The sequence below is a fragment of the Gluconobacter sp. Dm-74 genome (assembly GCF_018256135.1).
GTDB lineage: Bacteria > Pseudomonadota > Alphaproteobacteria > Acetobacterales > Acetobacteraceae > Gluconobacter > Gluconobacter cadivus.
Genome location: NZ_JAERLX010000002.1, coordinates 62,462 through 80,569, shown reverse-complemented (window position 1 = coordinate 80,569; position 18,108 = coordinate 62,462). Strand labels below are relative to the sequence as shown.

Here is an 18,108-nt window from a genome sequence, read left to right as displayed (position 1 = left end):
CGTTCAGATTTTTTAACGGGGATCTTTCACACAGACGCGTCTCTTCGCTTCCCCTGCCCTACGTCGGCAGTGTATGAAGACCGCCCATGACGCGTTTCGTATTCATCACCGGCGGTGTGGTATCTTCTCTCGGCAAGGGCATCGCTTCCGCGGCCCTCGCTGCTCTCCTCCAGGCGCGCGGATACAAGGTCCGCATGCGCAAACTGGACCCCTATCTCAACGTGGATCCGGGCACCATGAGCCCGTATCAGCACGGCGAGGTGTTCATTACCGATGACGGGGCGGAAACTGACCTCGATCTCGGTCATTATGAGCGCTTCACGGGCGTTCATGCCTCCCGGGCTGATAATACCACGACAGGGCGGATCTATTCGGATGTGATCGCGCGCGAACGTCGCGGCGACTATCTGGGCGGGACCGTGCAGGTCATTCCGCATATCACGGACGCCATCAAGGACGTGGTGGTCACGGGCACGGACGATTACGATTTCGTGCTGGTGGAGATCGGCGGCACGGTCGGCGATATCGAGAGTCTGCCCTTCCTTGAAGCCATCCGTCAGCTCCGCAATGATCTGGGCCATGCCCAGACCATGTGTGTGCATCTGACGCTTCTGCCCTACATTCCGGCAGCGGGCGAACTCAAGACCAAGCCGACGCAGCATTCCGTCAAGGAACTGCAGAATGTGGGTATCCAGCCGCAGATGCTGCTGTGCCGCTCGGACCGTCCCATCCCGGACAACGAGCGTCGCAAGATCGCCAATTTCTGTAACGTCCGTCCGGAAGCCGTCATTGCGGCGCTCGATGTGGACACGATCTATGCCTGCCCCATTTCCTACCACAACGAGGGAATGGATCAGGAAGTCCTGCGCTATTTCGGTCTGCCCTATGACAGCAAGCCAGACCTCTCGCGCTGGGAAAAGATCGTTCATGCGATTCGCGAACCCGAAGCCGAAGTCCGCGTGGCTGTTGTCGGTAAGTACACAGCTCTGCTCGACAGCTATAAATCGCTGGCCGAAGCTCTGCTGCATGGTGGCATCGCCAATCATGTGAAGGTCAATCTGGACTGGATCGAATCGGAAGAGTTCGAAAAGAACGGTAATATCGCCGAGCGCCTGAAGGATGCAGACGCGATCCTTGTTCCCGGCGGCTTTGGTGAACGCGGTGCCGAGGGCAAAATCCAGGCTGTCCGTTATGCCCGCGAGAACAATATTCCGTTCCTCGGGATCTGCTTTGGCATGCAGATGGCCGTAGTCGAGTGCGCGCGCTCACTTGCCGGTCTTCCTAAAGCATCCTCCACTGAATTCGGTCCGACGGACGAGCCTGTTGTCGGTCTGATGACGGAATGGGCGCGTGGGGGCGAACTGCTCCGCCGTCGTGAAGGCGGCGATCTGGGCGGCACGATGCGTCTTGGTGCCTATCCGGCAAAGCTGGTTCCCGGTTCCCGCGTAGCCGAAATTTATGGCCGTACGGAAATCCGTGAGCGCCATCGTCATCGCTGGGAAGTCAACGCGCATTACAAGGATCGTCTGGAAAAGACAGGTCTGCGGTTCTCTGGCCTTTCCCCCGACGGCGTGCTGCCGGAAGTGGTCGAATACCCGGATCACGCATGGTTCGTGGCCGTGCAGTACCATCCGGAACTGCTGTCCAAACCCTTCGACCCGCATCCCCTGTTCGCGGGCTTTATTGGTGCCGCCGTCAAGGAGGCTCACAACAAGTGAGCTTCCGGATTGGAGACCTCACGGTCGGTCAGGATCAGCCTTTCACGCTGATCGCTGGCCCCTGCCAGATCGAATCCCGCGAGCATGCAACGGAGATGGCCGATGCCATCTCCTCCATCTGCCGCGAACTCGGAATCGGGCTGATCTATAAAAGCAGCTTCGACAAGGCCAATCGGAGTTCGGTCAACGCTGCGCGTGGTGTGGGTATGAATGCCGGTCTGGAGATCCTTGCCAGCATCCGCGAACGATTCGGCGTTCCCGTCCTGACGGATGTGCATACTGCCGAGCAGTGCGCACCTGCCGCTCAGGCCGTAGATGTTCTGCAGATCCCGGCATTTCTGTGCCGCCAGACGGACCTGTTGCTGGCGGCGGGCGAAACCGGTCGTGCCATCAACGTTAAGAAGGGTCAGTTCCTCGCACCGTGGGACATGGCGAACGTCGCGGCCAAGATTGCCTCAACCGGCAATGAGCGCATCATGCTCTGCGATCGGGGCACGAGTTTCGGTTACAACACGCTTGTCAGCGATATGCGCGGCCTGCCGATCATGGCGCAGACGGGCTATCCCGTCGTGTTCGATGCGACACATTCCGTGCAGCAGCCGGGTGGCCTTGGAGCGTCAACGGGGGGGCAGCGTGAATTCGTGGAACCCCTCGCTCGTGCAGCCCTCTCCATTGGTGTGGCGGCTGTTTTCATCGAAACACATCAGGACCCGGACTATGCTCCAAGCGATGGTCCGACTATGGTGCCGCTCCATGAAATGCGCAGTTTCCTGACGCGCCTGAAAGCCTTTGACGCTCTGGCGAAATCCTTTCCGGCCTAACTGCCGGACGGTGCCAAAGCAGCCAGAAACAAGCTCAGTACCGCAATAGCCGTCAGTCCGGCTCTCAGCGGCAGATAACCTGGGGGAAGCGCCCCCTTCCTCCAGGCTTCCCGTTCCACCAAGAACGTCCCGACAAAACCGATGATTTCCAGCCCGAACCCGGCCCGGACATGACCCAGAACGCCGATGCAGAGGGCAAGCCATGCCCAGAGCGCAGGGCAGACACCCAGCACAAGGCGCTGCCGGTCCTGCTGTGACGTGCCGCCGACCGTAATGATGTCCGGCCGTTCCATGGCCAGCCCCCAGTGTACGGCCCCCAGAAATGACAGGATGCAGGCACCATACGCCAGCAGAATGATCTTCAGATGCGGCAGCGGCGTAAACAGTCCGGCAAGGAAAATCCACCCTCCAAGCGTCATGAAGGGGATCAGTCCGGCAATGCCAAGCACGAAAATGGGAAAAGGAAGGCGCATGTCGTCGTTGACCTCACGGCGTGATTTTGAGACTTGAAATAGCTGTTCCATTCAGAACGGTCACGAGCCAACCCGGTTCACGCATCCCAGGAGAGCTTCCATTGAGCGCTATCGTTGATATCATCGCCCGCGAAATCCTGGACAGCCGCGGCAATCCCACTGTCGAGGTCGAAGTCGAGCTGTCCTCCGGTGCCCGCGGCCGTGCAGCCGTCCCGTCCGGTGCTTCCACAGGCGCACATGAAGCCGTGGAACTGCGTGATGGTGACAAGTCCCGCTATGGCGGCAAAGGCGTCCTGAAGGCCTGTAGTCACGTCGAGAACGACATTCTTGAAGTGCTTCAGGGGGCCGAATCCGAAGATCAGATCGCTATCGACAATGCGATGATCGATCTGGACGGAACGTCCAACAAATCCCGTCTGGGTGCCAACGCCATTCTCGGCGTCTCGCTTGCTGTTGCCAAGGCGACCGCCGAGGAACTGGAACTGCCGCTGTACCGCTATGTTGGTGGCGCTTATTCGCACCTGCTTCCCGTGCCGATGATGAACATCGTCAATGGTGGCGAGCATGCCGACAATCCGATCGACATTCAGGAATTCATGATCCAGCCGGTCGGCGCGCCGACGATTGCGGATGCCATCCGTATGGGCTCCGAAATCTTCGCACGCCTGAAGAAAGGTCTGTCTGAAGCCGGTCACAACACCAATGTCGGCGATGAAGGTGGCTTCGCGCCGAATCTGAAGTCTGCGGATGAAGCTCTTGGTTTCATTGCAAAATCTGTTGAAGCCGCCGGCTATCGACTGGGTGAAGACGTGACCTTCGCTCTCGACTGTGCCGCGACCGAGTTCTATGCGGATGGACGCTACAATCTGAAGGGCGAAGGTAAGGAATTTGATGCCTCGGGCATGATTTCCTACCTTGAAGATCTGGCCAACCGCTATCCGATCGTCTCCATCGAAGACGGTCTGGCGGAAGATGACTGGGAAGGCTGGGCAGAACTGACGACCCGTCTGGGCAAGAAGCTCCAGCTGGTCGGAGACGATCTGTTCGTCACCAATCCCGAGCGTCTGCGTCGCGGCATCAAGGCCGGAACCGGTAACGCACTGCTGGTAAAGGTCAACCAGATCGGCACGCTGACCGAGACGCTGGAAGCCGTCGAAACCGCTCACAAGGCCGGTTACGCCTGCGTCATGAGCCACCGTTCGGGCGAGACGGAAGACTCCGTCATTGCTGATCTCGCGGTCGCCACGAACTGCGGCCAGATCAAGACAGGCTCCCTCTCCCGCTCTGACCGTACGGCCAAGTACAACCAGCTTATTCGCATCGAGCAGCAGCTCGGCAGTGCGGCCCGTTATGCCGGTCGCAACATTCTCAGAAACTCCTGAGACTGAGCCAAGGCCTCATTCCTCCCCGGAATGAGGCCTTTTTTGTGCCTGAATATGATTGATGTCCGTATCATTCATTGTCTGGTCACAAATGACTGATATAGACTGATACAGTCTCTCAGAACGGAGTTTTCGCGACGTGACACTGATCCGACTTATCAAGCGTGGTGTCCGCGCCGTAGCTCCTCCGGCTTTTTTTCTGTCGCTTACCGCCTATTTCGGCTGGAACGCTCTGCATGGAGCGCACGGGATTCATGCCTATCAGGAGCAGACCCAGCTTCAAAAGGATGCGCTTCAGGCCCGGCAGGACGCTGATGACGAGCAGAATGTCTGGCGTCGCCGTGTCGTTGCCCTCAAGGAGAAAGCGCTGGACGCTGATATGCTGGATGAGCGTGCGCGTGCCACGATGAACCTGACGCGCAGCGGCGATCTGGTTGTTCCTTACGGACCGCATGACAAGCTGTTCTAAGCAGTAGTTAAAACGAACAGCTCTCAGAGCATAAAAAAAGCGGCCCGAAGGCCGCTTTTTTTATAAAGACTGCTGGATGCAGCCTTACTTGATCTTGGCTTCGCGAAACACGACGTGCTTGCGTGCGACCGGATCGTACTTGCGCACTTCCATCTTTCCCGTAGCGGAACGGGCATTCTTCTTCGTGACGTAGAAGTAGCCGGTTTCAGCTGACGAAACGAGCCGGATCTGAATAACGTTGCTCTTTCCCATGATACCCTCGGGCTTTCGCCATAACTTATGCCGCTCGAAGGTGTCGATGCAGCATGTTGATCTCTAGATTTGGCGCACCATGCTGATTTGTGGCCCGCAGGTCAAGACCTTTGCGCACGATTTAGCGGTTTTCCTGTAGTTTCAAGGAGTTTGAAGCTTAAAAATTCTTGCTGGATAACTCTGTCGGTGCGTCTCTTTGCTTGAAGGGCAACAGGTGGGAACCTATAAGGAACAAATGCAGGATGCCCGTCATTCTGTGTCCTGTTCTGACCTGCCTCCGCCGAGGCGCATGGGAGCGCCTGTATGCTGACCCGTAAGCAGCACCAGCTTTTGCTGTATATCGACGATCATCTCCGCCGCACGGGATATTCGCCCTCTTTCGATGAGATGAAAGATGCCCTCGAACTACGTTCCAAATCGGGCATCCATCGCTTGATTTCCGCTTTGGAAGAACGTGGCTTTCTGCGTCGGCACCATCACCGTGCACGGGCGCTCGAAGTGCTGCGTCTGCCCCATATGGGTACGGAAGCTCCTGTTGCCGCTCTGGCTCCGGAAACCGGTTTTGTCCCGGCTGTTCTGAGCCAGGGCGAGACGGGCCTTGATGGAGCCTTCTCCGAAGCCAGTGTCGCCAATGATCGTCAGACCGTCAGCATTCCTCTTTATGGTCGTATCGCAGCGGGTTTGCCGATTGAAGCCATGCAGGACGACAGCGACAGGATCGAAGTTCCCATTTCGCTTCTGGGCACCGGAGAGCATTACGCCCTCACGGTGGCTGGCGATTCGATGATCGAGGCTGGAATTCTGGATGGAGACATCGCCATTATTCGGCGACGTGAGACGGCCGAAAATGGACAGATTATCGTTGCCCTCATTGATGGACAGGAAGTGACGCTCAAAAAGCTACGCCGTCGCGGATCAATGATCGCACTGGAAGCTGCGAACCGGGATTACGAAACGCGCATCTTCCCAGCAGAGCGTGTGAACATTCAGGGACGGTTGATCGCCCTTTTCCGTCAGTATTAAAGACGGACGCCTGATATGGTAAAATGCTGACGGCTCTGGTCCGTCAGTAGACCCTCATTGTGTGGGAGGTAAGGTTGTTCCGTGAATGACCTTCACACTTCCGTCCGGGCCGATAACTGTGCTGGTGCCATCTCCGTTAGGAATGATGATGGCCTTGCTGGGGCTTTTGTTCAGAAAGCGGGCCGCACTGTCGGGAACTGACGAAGGAAGCGTCGGAATAAGATGGCTACGGTCGTGTGACACACCCTGATGCGTATCGGCACCTTCCCCGACTGACAGGCTCTGGCCCTGCATGAGTTGCGGGCCGGAGGCTCCAAGAGCGCCCTTGCCAGCGATTCCGCCCATGAAGTTTTCGTCAAGTGCAGCACCGCCAAAGTAGGTCGCCGGATCGCCGAGAGCGTGGCTGAACGTACTGTTGGGGTTTTCGACATCCTTGAGCGTCGGGAGCGGTTGTGGGGCCCCGGGCCAGATATTTCCGCTTTCGGGAAGAATTGGAGTTTCGGAGTATTTCTCACCGCGGGCGCGATGAATATTCTCGCTGTCACCATGAGGGCCGTTCGGATTATCGAGCGCCGTCCAGACCATCGTGTCGCGGATATACTTGCCCATGCCTGAACAGCCGCTCAGAGCGAGAGGTAGTGCCAGCAGAGCGGTCTTCCGCATTTCTTACTCCCACGAGGTCAATCCATGACCTTTAGCGGTCCTTGTAACGGAGCGCCAGATGAAGACAGTCGAAGAACGCTACAATTCTTTCGCCTTATGACCTCAGAAGCCGATTTTGGATGATTTACGGGATTGTCCCGCCATGATGCGGGCTAACCCTGCGGTCAGATATCCCCAGCCGCTGATGACGGTCGGAATGACCGAGAACCAAAGGAGGATTCCGCCAATCAGCGTTGCCGGCAGAAACGAAAGCCCCAGCATTCCTGCGGCTCCATCCCCACCGATCAGAAAACCGATCGCCACCATCTGGATACCGGTCTTCCATTTCGCCAATCGCGTCGATGGAAGCGTCTCCCGCTGGGACGCCATGTATTCCCGCAAGCCGCTGACCAGAATTTCGCGGATCATGATGATGATCGCTGCATAGAGCGAGTAGACAGGCAGTTGCGTTAGCCCTGCCAGAGCCAGCAGAAGTGATCCGACCAGAAGCTTGTCTGCGATTGGGTCCATCATCCGGCCCAGCTCGGACAGCTGCTGCCAGCGACGGGCCAGTGCTCCGTCCAGATAGTCCGTGATGCATGCGGCCGTATAGAACACGCAGGCGATCACATTCGCGGTCGGTGAATGCACGGAGAGCAGCACGACCAGTACGGGAATGGACGCGATACGCAGCAGTGTCAGAATGTTTGGCAGATCTGTCAGCATCACGCTCAGTCTAGAACAGTTTCCCTCATACCGGTATGCGCCAATGTGTCCGCGAAAGATGTATTTTTCGTGTAAATCGTCGAACGGGTCTCAGGGGCTGCGATGATCGGTTGAGGCTTTCTGGACCCATTCAGGATGGAAATGCCCATATATGGCAGTTGCCGTGCTCGAACTGATGCCGGGGGCGCTTTCCAGCTCCTCAAGACTCGCCTGTCTGACCGATTTTGCCGAGCCGAAATAATTGAGAAGAGCCTTTTTCCGCGCGGCGCCGATTCCTGGCACATTATCCAGTTCGGAGCTGCGTAAGCCTTTCGAGCGTCCTGCCCGGTGGGTGGTGATCGCGAATCTATGCGCCTCGTCACGCAGTCTTTGCAGATAATAGAGAACCGGGTCTCTTGGAGGGAGCTGGAAGGGCGGTTTTGTCTCTGTGAAGAACCATTCCCGTCCGGCATCCCGGTCCGGCCCTTTGGCGATGGCCACGATCGGAATTCCGGTAACGCCGATATCGGCCAATACCTTTCGCACGGCATTGAACTGCCCAAGGCCGCCGTCGATGAGAAGCAGATCCGGCCAGTCCTCCGGCCGCTCTCCGTTTTCCGGTCGTTTCCCGAACCGGCGTTCCATGACTTCACGCATCATGCCGAAATCATCTCCCGGCGCGACCGGACCCTTGATCCCGTATTTGCGGTAAGCACGTTTGTTGAAGCCTTCAGGGCCACCGACAACCATCACGCCATAAGGCGCCTGTCCCATGATGTGGGAGTTGTCATAGGTTTCGATGCGCTGTGGCGTTTCCGGAAGACCGAAGACCTCCGCTACCCCTTCGAGAAGTTTGCGCTGTCCGGTATTCTCGGCCAGCTTGCGCTCCAGCGCCTCCCTCGCGTTTAGAGCCGCGTGTTCGACGACGTCTTTTTTCTCCCCCCGTTGTGGCCTGAGGATTTCGACCTTCTGTCCGCGCCGGATGCTGAGGGCTTCTTCGACCAGATTCAGCTCGGGAATTTCGCAGTTCGCCAGAATTGTGGGCGGGGGCGGTTTGTTGTCGTAGAACTGAATCATGAACGCCGACAGCACGTCTGCTGCGGTCTCTTCCTCTGCATGAGCCGGATAGAATGCCCGGTTGCCGTTATTGCGGCTGCCCCGGATGAAGAACACCTGAATGCAGCTCTGACCGGCTTCCTGCCAGATTGTCATGATATCGGCGTCATTGATCGATGCCGGATTGACGGTGCTGGAGCCCTGAATGCTGGCAAAGCCTCGGATCCTGTCCCGGATCGACGCGGCTCGCTCGTAATCCATATCCTGCGAGGCCTGCTCCATCTCGGCAGCCAGGCGCTGTTGCAGGTCCGTGCTGTGTCCCGAAAGGAACTGCCGGGCCTCGTCAACCAGTTTTGCGTAGTCAGGCCCGGAAATACGATCCACACAGGGCGCCGAACAGCGTTTGATCTGGTACAGCAGGCAGGGCCGCGTCCTGCTGTTCAGCACGGCATCCGAACAGGAGCGGAGCAGAAAGCTGCGCTGCACCAGATTGAGCGTCTGGTTGACGGCCCAGGCATTGGCAAACGGCCCCCAGTAGGTCGCGCCCTTTACGGGTTTGCCGCGCTGTTTGGTGATTTGTGGAAACTCGTGGCTTTCAGTCAGCATCAGCCACGGATAGCTCTTGTCGTCACGCAGCAGGATGTTGAAGCGCGGCTTCATGCGCTTGATGTAATTCGCTTCCAGAAGCAGGGCGTCTGCTTCTGTTTTCGTGATGACAATTTCCATCGAAACCGTCATCGACACCATGCGCCTCAGCCGCTCCGGAAGCTGATTGATGCGGGTATAGGATGAGACGCGTTTTTTCAGGCTCAGCGCCTTGCCGACATACAGCACCTCCCCTTTCGCACTCAGCATGCGATACACGCCAGGGCTGTATGGTATGGTCTTTAGGGCCTCGCGGATCGCCTCCACACCTTGTCTTTTTTCCGAAGAAACAGTGGGTTCGTCATGGTCGTCAGGCCGGTCGGAGTTCTGGGGAGGAAGGTCGGTCATCGGGCTTCTTCAGTCATCCACTGAACCTGTGGAAAAGTCTGTGGGCTGGTCTGTGACAGAATCATGAAAGCCACGGTTTGCCAGACCTGCCATCAGATTGCCTAATTTTTAATCATATTTTGTAAGTTGTTGAAAACAGTCACTTCTTACTTTCTTCCTCCCTTCCAAGAAGCATTTTTGGAAGGGAGGAAAGGATCGACAGGAGGCTTGAGAGGGCCTCAACAGATCATGGTGGACGAAGCGGTGCCTGTTTTGCCCGCCATGATCATGTTCTGTTCTTTTTCGGTCTGTCGAAGCGGGTTTTCAATGCTGGGTTCAGGGTGCCGTTGTTGCTTTTTCAGCAGTCTCCAGAAGGCGCAGCATGTTGCCACCCCAGATGGCAGAAATGTCCGCATCACTGAACCCAGCTGCCTGAAGGGCATGCGTCACATTTGCGGTTTCGGTTGCATCTTTCCATCCCGGAATGCCGCCGCCGCCATCGAAGTCCGAGGAAATGCCCACGTGCTCCACACCGATCCGGTTCGCAATATACAAGATGTGGCGCACCAGATCTTCGACCGTCCCGCCGCCGCCTTTCTTCAGGAATGACCCCATGGCCGTTACCTGAATCAGGCCGCCCGTTTCTTTCAGGCGGTCTAGTTGTTCATCGTCCAGATTGCGTGGGTGGTCGCACAGGGCACGGGCACAGGAATGGCTTGCGAGAACCGGCGTGGCGGAGACTTCACTGGCCTGCATCATGGTCGATTTTGCGGCATGGGAGACGTCTACCAGAACGCCGGAGCGGTTCATGTGTGCGATTGCCTCACGCCCGAGATCTGACAGCCCGCCGTGAAGTGTTTCGCTGTCCGCCAGATCCTTGCGCGGAATGGCCGCATCCGCGAGCGCATTATGCCCGTTATGAGTCAGCGTCATATAGCGCACACCATAGCGACGAGCGAGTTCCGCGATACGCTCTGGCTGACCGCCCAGCCCATGGCCGTTTTCGATCGCCGGAATGACGGCAAGGTCGCCTGCTGTATGGGCCGCACGGACATCCGCCGCCGTCCGACAGACGCGTGCGCTGTGATCGCCCTGACGTCCTTCGATCCCGGAAATGACATCCAGCATGCCCTGAACCCGCTCCCAGGCTTCGGCATGTCCCGCCTCATCACGCGAACCCTGCGGAATATAGGCTGCAAGGCATACGGCTTTCAGGCCACCTTTGCGTGTCTTGGGGACATTTACCTGCCTCGGCGTATCTTCCGCCCAGGCATCCTGCCGGTCCGGCCAAGGAATATCGATATGGGAATCAAGCGTCAGGAGCGTGTTGTGCAGATCAGTCATGGTTCGTTCTAGATCGGACGGGAAAGCTTTGTGTGCAAGAGGGTGCTTGTCAAAACGCCTGATCCGGTCGATCCAGTCGTCATGCGTCTCATCACCTGGAACATCAATTCCCTTCGACTCAGACTGCCTCTGCTGAAGCTGATCGTCGAACAGGAAGCCCCGGACATCGTCTGTCTACAGGAAACGAAAGTCCCGGATCCGCTCTTTCCCGCTCAGGCTCTGGCTGAAATGGGGCTGCCCCATCAGGCCTATAAGGGCATGAAGAGCTATAATGGTGTGGCGATCCTGTCGCGACATCCGCTGCAGAGTGTGGCGGGTACGCCCGACTGGTGTACCCGCTCCGATTGCCGACATGTGGCAGCCAGCATTGCGACCCCGGCCGGTCCGATCCTACTGCATGATTTTTACGTGCCGGCAGGAGGCGATATTCCCGACCCGGTGGAAAACGAAAAATTCGCCCACAAACTCGCTTTTGTGGATGAAGCCACGAGTTGGTTCAGCAATACGCCCCCTGCCCGCAGCATTCTGGTCGGAGACCTCAATATCGCGCCGCTGGAGCATGACGTCTGGAGCCACAAACAACTCCTGAAAATCGTTAGTCACACACCGCCCGAAATCGAACGTCTGAAGGCGTGGATGGCGACAGGATTTCAGGATGCCATGCGGAAGATCACACCAGAGCCGGAAAAGCTCTACACATGGTGGTCATACCGCAACAAGGACTGGAAAAAATCCAACCGCGGACGGCGGCTGGATCATGTCTGGATGACGCCCGATCTTATGCCGGGCCTGCGGGATATCAGGGTCTTACAGGACGTACGGGACTGGGAAAGCCCCTCCGATCACGTCCCGGTCGTGCTGGACTTCGATCCAGCCTGACCCCTCACCACGCCTGTCAGCCTTTAGGCTGACAGGCTGTCGGAGCCAATAACGCCACGTCCTTCAGGATCAAGACGGTATCCGCCGCCTTCTGTAATCAGAAGCGACGTGCGTGTCGGATCGGGCTCAATTTTCTGACGCAGGCGATAGATATGCGTCTCAAGCGTATGGGTGGTGACGGCGGCGTTATAACCCCAGACTTCGTTCAGAAGAACCTGACGCGCCACCGGACGCTGACCCGCACGATAGAGATATTTCAGGATCGCCGCTTCCTTCTCCGTTAGACGGATCCGGCGGTTGCGGGCAGTTTCGACCAGCAGTTTTGCGGACGGGCGGAACGCATAGGGGCCGATTTCAAATACGGCGTCTTCGCTATTCTCGAAAATCCGCAACTGGGCACGCAGACGGGCCAGAAGCTCACCAATCCGGAAGGGCTTGGCAACGTAGTCGTTGGCCCCTGCATCAAGGCCGCGCACCACGTCATGTTCGTCGTCGGAGCCTGTCAGGATGATGATTGGCATGCGGACGCCAGCGCGCCGCAGTTCCGCGCAGAAATCGCGTCCGTCACCATCAGGAAGGGTAATGTCCAGCAGCATGGCGTCATATCGGGCACCAGGCTTGGCGAGGAGTTCGCGTGCTGCGGCAACGGACGTCGCCTCAACCGCTTCCAGTTCGCCGCCGTGCTGAAGCTGCTCCGCCAGAAGACGACGGAGCGTATCATCATCGTCAACAACCAGGATGGGGCGTGGACCTGCCATAATAACCTGTCTCGTTCTCTCGTGACGGAAGAAACGACACATCCGCAAAAATTCGGTGTTCGTAACTTGCACATCCGGACTTACCATTCCCGGTAAACGGGAAGAAAGCAGCATGCTTTCGCATCAGACTATGGCAAGTACAGCTGAAAAAGGAAACAGCATTATGGCTAAAGCTATTTTGAGAACCGCTGGAGACCGCGCTTTTCTTCACTTTCAGGGGAAAATCATTCCGGCTTTGATCGGACAACGCGGCCTGTCTCTTGACAAAACGGAGGGAGACCTTCGTACTCCCGTCGGGGAACTGCCACTCCGGCGCGTCTTCTACCGTGCGGACCGTCTATCGCGTCCGGACTGCACAGCAGGCCTCCCCATCGAGCCTATCGCCCCTAATGATGGCTGGTGCGACGATCCCGCTCATTCTGATTACAATCGCGCCGTAACGCTTCCTCACCCGGCCTCATGCGAAAACCTGTGGCGTGACGATCATGTTTACGATCTTTGCATCGTTCTGGGGTGGAATGATGCGCCAGCCAGGTCGGGATGCGGATCGGCGATCTTCCTGCACCTACCGCCTGCCAGTGGATACACGGAGGGCTGTATTGCCGTTGAGGAAAAGGACCTCCGTGCGCTTCTTGAAGCCGGTTTATCGCATATCACAGTGGAAGAGCCGTCCTGAGGGCCCTATTGAAATTATAGTCGTTAGGCCTGTTTTGCGTCATTACGGCATTTAGATTCGTAGTCCAGAACAAGGGCATGCACAGCACCATGCCCCCATTTCCGGGTCTCGCAGAAACGTTTGTAATGCTGCTGCGCGAAATATTTTAATTTTCGAAGGAGCGAACTTCTTTTCCATAGTCCGGAAATTTCGGGATAAGCTGCAACGAATGCCGAGTATGGGGCATAATCACCTGCCTGCCATGGCTGAAAGACGCCGTCCCATGGTTTTGGCTGAGACATATAGTGGACAATTTTTGGCTGAATCGTGCTCTCAAGCCGGGCATTGTGCAGAAAGACGGGAAAATTCCACGATAGCGACATCGGCAGCGCACGCTCAATGCCAACAATATTGAGAATGTCCTGATCCGGGAATCTGGACATCGTGTTCTGAGACCGAATGATTGTCCGTGCCTTCTCCGCAATAACAGCCCAGGCTGAGCGATTGAAGTAGAGCACTCCTGTATTGAAATATTGCCTGGATTGCTCAGGATTGAGGCCGATTTCCTGAAAGTGCTTCCGGACTGACTTTCCTTCTTTTGACTGATCTTCAAGCAGGAAAACCATAGGATCGGCTGAAGCGAAAAAGCGTCCTTCAGGCGGTACGCAGGCTAGAAATTCGTTCAGCGACGATTTGATCTGCGTGTCGCCATCGACATAAAGGATATTTTTATAATTTTCAGGTAGAATTTCATCCAGATACAGTCTTCCAAGCATAGCTGGCGCGCCATCTATGTCTTTTCCAGATCTTGAGAAGAGAATGATATTATTTTTATTGCATATTGATTGAGCGACGGAAATTGTCTCTGCATCGACGTCAAAGCAGACAATAATAATGTCTGCAATGTGTGATGCCGCATGAGCGCGCGCCTGAAGTGCACTGACGAGAGTTGGAAAAAGATATGATCGATCAGTGCAGTAACAAACGCAAGTCTGTACGTCCATGCGAGTTCTCCGTTTTCTGTATGATGGCGGTGCCATGCGGGCAAGGGAAGAGGAAAAAGAGGAAATTCTATTGTAAAAAATCAGACGTCATTTTTGAGATGTATCTTCAATTTTATGGCCGTCATGACAGAATATTACTTTGGTCTCTTCATATTTATTCGACATCCGGCGGAACCATGGAGATCATGTAATCTCCTGGTTGGGGTACGGCTTTGTCATTGTCTTCAGCTGAACGGATCAGGATGCCTCCGTCGCGGCGCACGACGAGAATATCAAGCCTGTTTTCGTCATTTCCGAACATTGAGGCGCTCTCTTCGGTGGCTTCTGTGGCGCTGAAACGCCAGCCTTGATCGAATAGCGTATCGAACAGCGTATAATTCCACGCCGGTTCGCCCAGAACCTTGCCGCGCGCATCGCGTGACAGGCCGTGATAGAAGTCGAGCCGCGCCACCCCTGGGCTGATCTGGTAGACGCGCTGACGTCCCATGGTGGGGGCCAGATGCCCGCAGACCATACCGTTATAAATGCCGTCAGCGGTTGTTGCGATCAGATAGTCGGCAGGTCGCTCTTCAAGGGATTCCTGTCCGTGTTGTGACAGGAGTTCTGCGCGCAGTACTGGAATGTCCTGCCGGGTGGCGGGCAGAAGTGCGCTGGAGCGGTTATCGACCAGCAAAACTGGCACCCCTGCCTTGCGCAGACAGGACGCAAAGTTGATGGACCATCCGCTTGATCCCAGAATTGCGATTGCCGGATCATTGGAGAGTGTGAGTTTGAGGCGCCGCGCAATCGGGCCAAGTGAAAAACCGTGTAGGATCATCGTAACGGCAATCACGGCGAATACAGCGGGCATGATCAGATCGGCAGAATGATAGCCCGCTTCCTTCAGGCTGACACCCGCCTCACCCGCCACAGCAGCTGCGACAATACCGCGTGGCGCAATCCAGCCGACAAACAGCTTTTCCTTCCAGGGCATGCTTGTCCCCAGAGTTGAAAGGAAAATACCCAACGGACGCACGACAAATAAAACCACTACCGTCAGTGCGAAAATCGGAATCGAGAGCTGCGCCAGAACATTCCGCTGCAGATCGGCTGTTAGCATGATGAACAGCACCGATACGACCAGAACCACCAGTGACTCCTTCATACGCCGGAGCTCTGTCACACCCGGAATATGAAGATTGGCCAGCGCCATGCCGAAGATCGTGACCGCCATCAGCCCTGCGCCACCCATTTCCAGATTGCACAGCGAGAAGATCACCAATGCCATCGAGATCAACATGGGCGTTTTGAGAATTTCCGGCATCAGATCACGGGTGAACAGATACCGGATCAGATAGGCTGGCAGGATGCCTGCAGAGAGCGCGACGGCAATCGCGCCCAGCAGATCAGGCAGTGTGTGGGTGAAGAAGACGCCTGCATGTACGTCCGCATGCAACAGCATGAGTTGAAGCACGACTGCAGCCAGAATGGCGCCTAGCGGATCGTTGACGATGGCTTCCCATCGGAGGAACGCTGCAACGCGCGGCTGAAGCTTGGCACTACGCAGAAGCGGCAGAACGACTGTTGGGCCCGTCACCACGACGATTGCCCCAAACAGCATGGAGGTGCCCCATTCCAGATGGGCCACGTAATGTGCTGCCAGAGAGCCCAGAACCCAGTTGATGGGTAGCGCGAGCATCGTCAGGCGTGCGACACCCTCCCCGGCTTCGCGCAACTGGCGGAAATCGAGCGCCATGCCGCCTTCGAACACGACAAGCGCCACAAGCAGTGACACCAATGGTCGGAACATCCATCCCATCGTTTCGGAAGGATGAAGAATACCCAGCCCCGGCCCGAAAATCAGACCCAGCGAGAAGAGAAGGACAATGGCCGGAAGCCGAAAGCGCCAGGCGACCCACTGGGCCAGCATTCCTGCGCCAAACGTCGAGGCAATGCCGATAAGAATGTCATACTGCATGGATATTCGGCACGGGCTCCGCATGATGGATACGAAGCGGTATCATACCTCAAATGCCGTCGCGCACCTAAAACATGGAAGAAAGCCCTGTTATGCCATCGTCTTCAGCTCAAACCGGAAACAACCTTCTGATTCGTCCCGCCCAGTCTCTGGATCGGGAAGAAATCTGGCGCCTGCTGTCTCCTGTGTTGCGTAAAGGCGAAACTTACGCACTGCCCCGACACTGGGGACGGCAGCAGGCGCTGGCGTATTGGATGGCTGTCGAGCATCGCGTTTATGTCGCTCAGACCCACGATCATGAAATCGTGGGCACATTCTATCTTCAAGCCAACCAGAAAGGCGGCGGAAGTCACATCGCCAATGCGGGATTCGTTGCACGACCCGGTTTTGGTGCTGGGCGGGCAATGGCCGAGGAAGCACTTGCTGAAGCGACGAAACTCGGCTTTCGCGCCATGCAGTTCAATTTCGTTGTCAGCACCAATCTGCGCGCCGTAGAGCTGTGGAAATTACTGGGGTTTCGGGTGATCGGAACGCTGCCGGGCGCATTCGATCACCCTTCGGAAGGATATGTGGACGCGCTTGTTATGTGGAAGGATCTTCTGCCACCGGGGCCGTAACGGCCACGTCTTCCTCTTGTGTCTTTGCTTCCGTCACGACGCGTTCGAGAACGCAAGCGAAGAATCCATCCGTGCCATCCCGCAATGGTGTCAGCGAGAACTGGGCCTTGCTCCGCAACTCGGCGGGCAGAAGTTCGGACATCTGCTCTTTCGGCAGGCGTCTGAAGTCATCGCGACGCTTGAGGAAGGCGTCGATCTGCTGGCCGTTCTCACAGGCCAGAAGTGAGCATGTCGCATAGATCATACGTCCACCCGGCTTCACCAAAGATGCTGCACGATCAAGGATCTGCGCCTGTTTGATGACGAGTTCCTGAATGTCTTCGGGCGTCAGGCGCAGACGTGCATCCGGGTTGCGCCGCCATGTCCCGGTTCCCGAGCAAGGCGCATCGACAAGCACGCGATCAAAGCTGCCAGCCCGACGCTTCGCCCATTTGTCTCCGGACACCAACAGATGCCGTTCCACGTTGTGAACGCCTGCACGACGCAGCCGCTTCACCGCTCCGTCAAGGCGTTTCTCATGCACGTCACAGGCAACGATATGTCCACGGTTTTCCATGGTCATCGCCAATGCCAGCGTCTTGCCGCCTGCTCCGGCGCAATAATCCAGAACCCGGTGCTCACCACGCGCATCGGCGGCCGCGACCACAAGCTGGCTGCCTTCGTCCTGAATCTCAACCAGACCGTCTTTAAAAGCCTGCGTCGCGGTGACGGGCTGGCGCCCATCGAGACGCAGACCCCACGGAGACAGTTTCGTCATTTCCGCCGGAAGCGATTCGCGACGAAGTTCCCGCGCGGCCTGTTCCCGGCTTCCCTTGAGCAGGTTGACCCGAAGATCTAGCGTCGGCGTGCCCAGCATTGCTTCCATTTCGTCTGGCAGCCGGTTACCGAACGTTTCACGGAGCGCGCTCTCCAGCCAGTCCGGGTACTCAAGCCGCACGGCCAGTGGCTGCTTCTGGGTGGAAAGTTCTTTTCCTTCCAAACCCTTGAGGGCCACATCCTCGCGAGACGTCAGAGGGTTCTGCGCGTAACGCTCCCCGGAGAAAAGCCGACGGACATTTTCCATCGTCTCTCCGCCAAGAAGGAGCGATGCCGCACAGATCAGTCGTGGGGAAATATCGCCGGAAATATCCCGGAGATTCCATTGCAGTCGTCTCCAGCCACGCAGGACATCCCAGACGATCGTGGAAATGGCCCGACGGTCTCCGCCACCAATATAACGGCGTTCGCGGAAAAAAGCGTTGGCTGTGGCGTCGGCGGGACGGCGGGGCGCATTCTGGATCGCACAGAGCAGATCGATGGCGCCTGAAAGACGGGCTGCGGGGGTCATAGCGCCCCCGTAGCCCGTTTAGCCTCTCAATGCGAGAGACTTTGATGCAGGGAG

General features: G+C 56.9%; 18 protein-coding genes. 8 read left to right on the top strand and 10 right to left on the bottom strand.

All coding sequences use genetic code 11. The annotated features are described in order from the left end of the window. The first annotated feature begins 86 nt into the window (after positions 1 to 86). Both JK208_RS03555 and kdsA read left to right on the top strand, forming a co-directional pair. A complete protein-coding gene (locus tag JK208_RS03555) occupies positions 87 to 1,718 on the top strand; it encodes a CTP synthase (protein ID WP_211562695.1) in 1,632 nt (543 codons plus the stop codon). After that, positions 1,715 to 2,539, top strand: a complete 825-nt coding sequence (gene kdsA, locus JK208_RS03550; RefSeq protein WP_211570562.1) for a 3-deoxy-8-phosphooctulonate synthase — start codon at positions 1,715 to 1,717, stop codon at positions 2,537 to 2,539. Before JK208_RS03555 ends, kdsA begins: the two co-directional genes overlap by 4 nt. On the opposite strand, the gene JK208_RS03545 is transcribed toward kdsA, so the two are convergent. Then, positions 2,536 to 3,012: a DUF3429 domain-containing protein gene (locus tag JK208_RS03545; protein ID WP_228125595.1), complete on the bottom strand. Its 477-nt coding sequence runs from the start codon at positions 3,010 to 3,012 to the stop codon at positions 2,536 to 2,538. The genes kdsA and JK208_RS03545 overlap by 4 nt on opposite strands. 101 nt (positions 3,013 to 3,113) lie before the next feature. On the opposite strand from JK208_RS03545, the gene eno reads away from it, so the two are divergent. Together eno and JK208_RS03535 are read left to right on the top strand one after the other, a co-directional pair. After that, positions 3,114 to 4,394 carry a phosphopyruvate hydratase gene (gene eno / locus JK208_RS03540; RefSeq protein ID WP_194268451.1) on the top strand — a complete coding sequence of 427 codons (1,281 nt, stop codon included), beginning with the start codon at positions 3,114 to 3,116 and terminating at the stop codon, positions 4,392 to 4,394. Positions 4,395 to 4,533: 139 nt separating this feature from the next. Next, positions 4,534 to 4,863 carry a septum formation initiator family protein gene (locus JK208_RS03535; RefSeq protein WP_099286734.1) on the top strand — a complete coding sequence of 110 codons (330 nt, stop codon included), beginning with the start codon at positions 4,534 to 4,536 and terminating at the stop codon, positions 4,861 to 4,863. Between the two features lie 84 nt (positions 4,864 to 4,947). On the opposite strand, the gene rpmG is transcribed toward JK208_RS03535, so the two are convergent. Next, positions 4,948 to 5,115 (bottom strand): 50S ribosomal protein L33, encoded by a 168-nt coding sequence (gene rpmG, locus JK208_RS03530; protein WP_011253780.1) that lies wholly within the window; start codon positions 5,113 to 5,115, stop codon positions 4,948 to 4,950. 303 nt (positions 5,116 to 5,418) lie between these two features. Between rpmG and lexA the strand changes: the two genes are divergently transcribed. Next, positions 5,419 to 6,138, top strand: coding sequence for a transcriptional repressor LexA (gene lexA / locus JK208_RS03525; RefSeq protein WP_194263042.1), 720 nt, complete (start codon positions 5,419 to 5,421; stop codon positions 6,136 to 6,138). 54 nt (positions 6,139 to 6,192) lie between these two features. On the opposite strand, the gene JK208_RS03520 is transcribed toward lexA, so the two are convergent. From JK208_RS03520 to JK208_RS03505, 4 genes are all read right to left on the bottom strand, one after another. Next, entirely contained in the window at positions 6,193 to 6,801 is a 609-nt protein-coding gene (locus JK208_RS03520) for a hypothetical protein (protein ID WP_211574389.1), read from the bottom strand. Between the two features lie 102 nt (positions 6,802 to 6,903). Further along, entirely contained in the window at positions 6,904 to 7,506 is a 603-nt protein-coding gene (gene pgsA, locus JK208_RS03515; protein WP_194263082.1) for a CDP-diacylglycerol--glycerol-3-phosphate 3-phosphatidyltransferase, read from the bottom strand. Positions 7,507 to 7,596: 90 nt separating this feature from the next. Further along, positions 7,597 to 9,534: an excinuclease ABC subunit UvrC gene (gene uvrC, locus JK208_RS03510; protein ID WP_211574388.1), complete on the bottom strand. Its 1,938-nt coding sequence runs from the start codon at positions 9,532 to 9,534 to the stop codon at positions 7,597 to 7,599. Between the two features lie 315 nt (positions 9,535 to 9,849). Further along, the gene (locus JK208_RS03505; protein WP_211574387.1) at positions 9,850 to 10,857 is read right to left on the bottom strand and encodes a dipeptidase; all 1,008 of its coding nucleotides are present in this window, start codon (positions 10,855 to 10,857) and stop codon (positions 9,850 to 9,852) included. Positions 10,858 to 10,938: 81 nt separating this feature from the next. Between JK208_RS03505 and JK208_RS03500 the strand changes: the two genes are divergently transcribed. Further along, positions 10,939 to 11,736, top strand: coding sequence for an exodeoxyribonuclease III (locus JK208_RS03500; RefSeq protein WP_211574701.1), 798 nt, complete (start codon positions 10,939 to 10,941; stop codon positions 11,734 to 11,736). Positions 11,737 to 11,759: 23 nt separating this feature from the next. Here JK208_RS03500 and JK208_RS03495 read toward each other — a convergent pair whose 3' ends face one another. Beyond that, positions 11,760 to 12,494, bottom strand: coding sequence for a response regulator transcription factor (locus JK208_RS03495; RefSeq protein ID WP_194255901.1), 735 nt, complete (start codon positions 12,492 to 12,494; stop codon positions 11,760 to 11,762). 163 nt (positions 12,495 to 12,657) lie between these two features. On the opposite strand from JK208_RS03495, the gene JK208_RS03490 reads away from it, so the two are divergent. Then, a complete protein-coding gene (locus JK208_RS03490; protein WP_211574386.1) occupies positions 12,658 to 13,170 on the top strand; it encodes a L,D-transpeptidase in 513 nt (170 codons plus the stop codon). Between the two features lie 23 nt (positions 13,171 to 13,193). Here JK208_RS03490 and JK208_RS03485 read toward each other — a convergent pair whose 3' ends face one another. After that, positions 13,194 to 14,153: a glycosyltransferase gene (locus tag JK208_RS03485; protein WP_211574385.1), complete on the bottom strand. Its 960-nt coding sequence runs from the start codon at positions 14,151 to 14,153 to the stop codon at positions 13,194 to 13,196. Between the two features lie 154 nt (positions 14,154 to 14,307). After that, positions 14,308 to 16,110: a sodium:proton antiporter gene (locus JK208_RS03480; RefSeq protein WP_211574384.1), complete on the bottom strand. Its 1,803-nt coding sequence runs from the start codon at positions 16,108 to 16,110 to the stop codon at positions 14,308 to 14,310. Positions 16,111 to 16,202: 92 nt separating this feature from the next. Here JK208_RS03480 and JK208_RS03475 point away from each other — a divergent pair, with 92 nt between their 5' ends. Next, a complete protein-coding gene (locus tag JK208_RS03475) occupies positions 16,203 to 16,727 on the top strand; it encodes a GNAT family N-acetyltransferase (protein ID WP_249201924.1) in 525 nt (174 codons plus the stop codon). Here the strand turns inward: JK208_RS03475 and JK208_RS03470 are convergent. Then, the gene (locus tag JK208_RS03470) at positions 16,693 to 18,054 is read right to left on the bottom strand and encodes an RsmB/NOP family class I SAM-dependent RNA methyltransferase (protein WP_211574382.1); all 1,362 of its coding nucleotides are present in this window, start codon (positions 18,052 to 18,054) and stop codon (positions 16,693 to 16,695) included. The two genes, JK208_RS03475 and JK208_RS03470, sit on opposite strands and share 35 nt — an antisense overlap. Positions 18,055 to 18,108: the final 54 nt, after the last annotated feature.

Excerpts from the sequence above, each read along its gene's own strand:
- JK208_RS03555 (WP_211562695.1), top strand. The coding sequence starts at position 87 with ATGACGCGTTTCGTATTCATCACCGGCGGTGTGGTATCTTCTCTCGGC.
- JK208_RS03545 (WP_228125595.1), bottom strand. The coding sequence starts at position 3,012 with ATGCGCCTTCCTTTTCCCATTTTCGTGCTTGGCATTGCCGGACTGATC.
- rpmG (WP_011253780.1), bottom strand. The coding sequence starts at position 5,115 with ATGGGAAAGAGCAACGTTATTCAGATCCGGCTCGTTTCGTCAGCTGAA.
- lexA (WP_194263042.1), top strand. The coding sequence starts at position 5,419 with ATGCTGACCCGTAAGCAGCACCAGCTTTTGCTGTATATCGACGATCAT.
- JK208_RS03520 (WP_211574389.1), bottom strand. The coding sequence starts at position 6,801 with ATGCGGAAGACCGCTCTGCTGGCACTACCTCTCGCTCTGAGCGGCTGT.
- pgsA (WP_194263082.1), bottom strand. The coding sequence starts at position 7,506 with ATGCTGACAGATCTGCCAAACATTCTGACACTGCTGCGTATCGCGTCC.
- uvrC (WP_211574388.1), bottom strand. The coding sequence starts at position 9,534 with ATGACCGACCTTCCTCCCCAGAACTCCGACCGGCCTGACGACCATGAC.
- JK208_RS03505 (WP_211574387.1), bottom strand. The coding sequence starts at position 10,857 with ATGACTGATCTGCACAACACGCTCCTGACGCTTGATTCCCATATCGAT.
- JK208_RS03500 (WP_211574701.1), top strand. The coding sequence starts at position 10,939 with ATGCGTCTCATCACCTGGAACATCAATTCCCTTCGACTCAGACTGCCT.
- JK208_RS03495 (WP_194255901.1), bottom strand. The coding sequence starts at position 12,494 with ATGGCAGGTCCACGCCCCATCCTGGTTGTTGACGATGATGATACGCTC.
- JK208_RS03490 (WP_211574386.1), top strand. The coding sequence starts at position 12,658 with ATGGCTAAAGCTATTTTGAGAACCGCTGGAGACCGCGCTTTTCTTCAC.
- JK208_RS03485 (WP_211574385.1), bottom strand. The coding sequence starts at position 14,153 with ATGGACGTACAGACTTGCGTTTGTTACTGCACTGATCGATCATATCTT.
- JK208_RS03480 (WP_211574384.1), bottom strand. The coding sequence starts at position 16,110 with ATGCAGTATGACATTCTTATCGGCATTGCCTCGACGTTTGGCGCAGGA.
- JK208_RS03475 (WP_249201924.1), top strand. The coding sequence starts at position 16,203 with ATGCCATCGTCTTCAGCTCAAACCGGAAACAACCTTCTGATTCGTCCC.
- JK208_RS03470 (WP_211574382.1), bottom strand. The coding sequence starts at position 18,054 with ATGACCCCCGCAGCCCGTCTTTCAGGCGCCATCGATCTGCTCTGTGCG.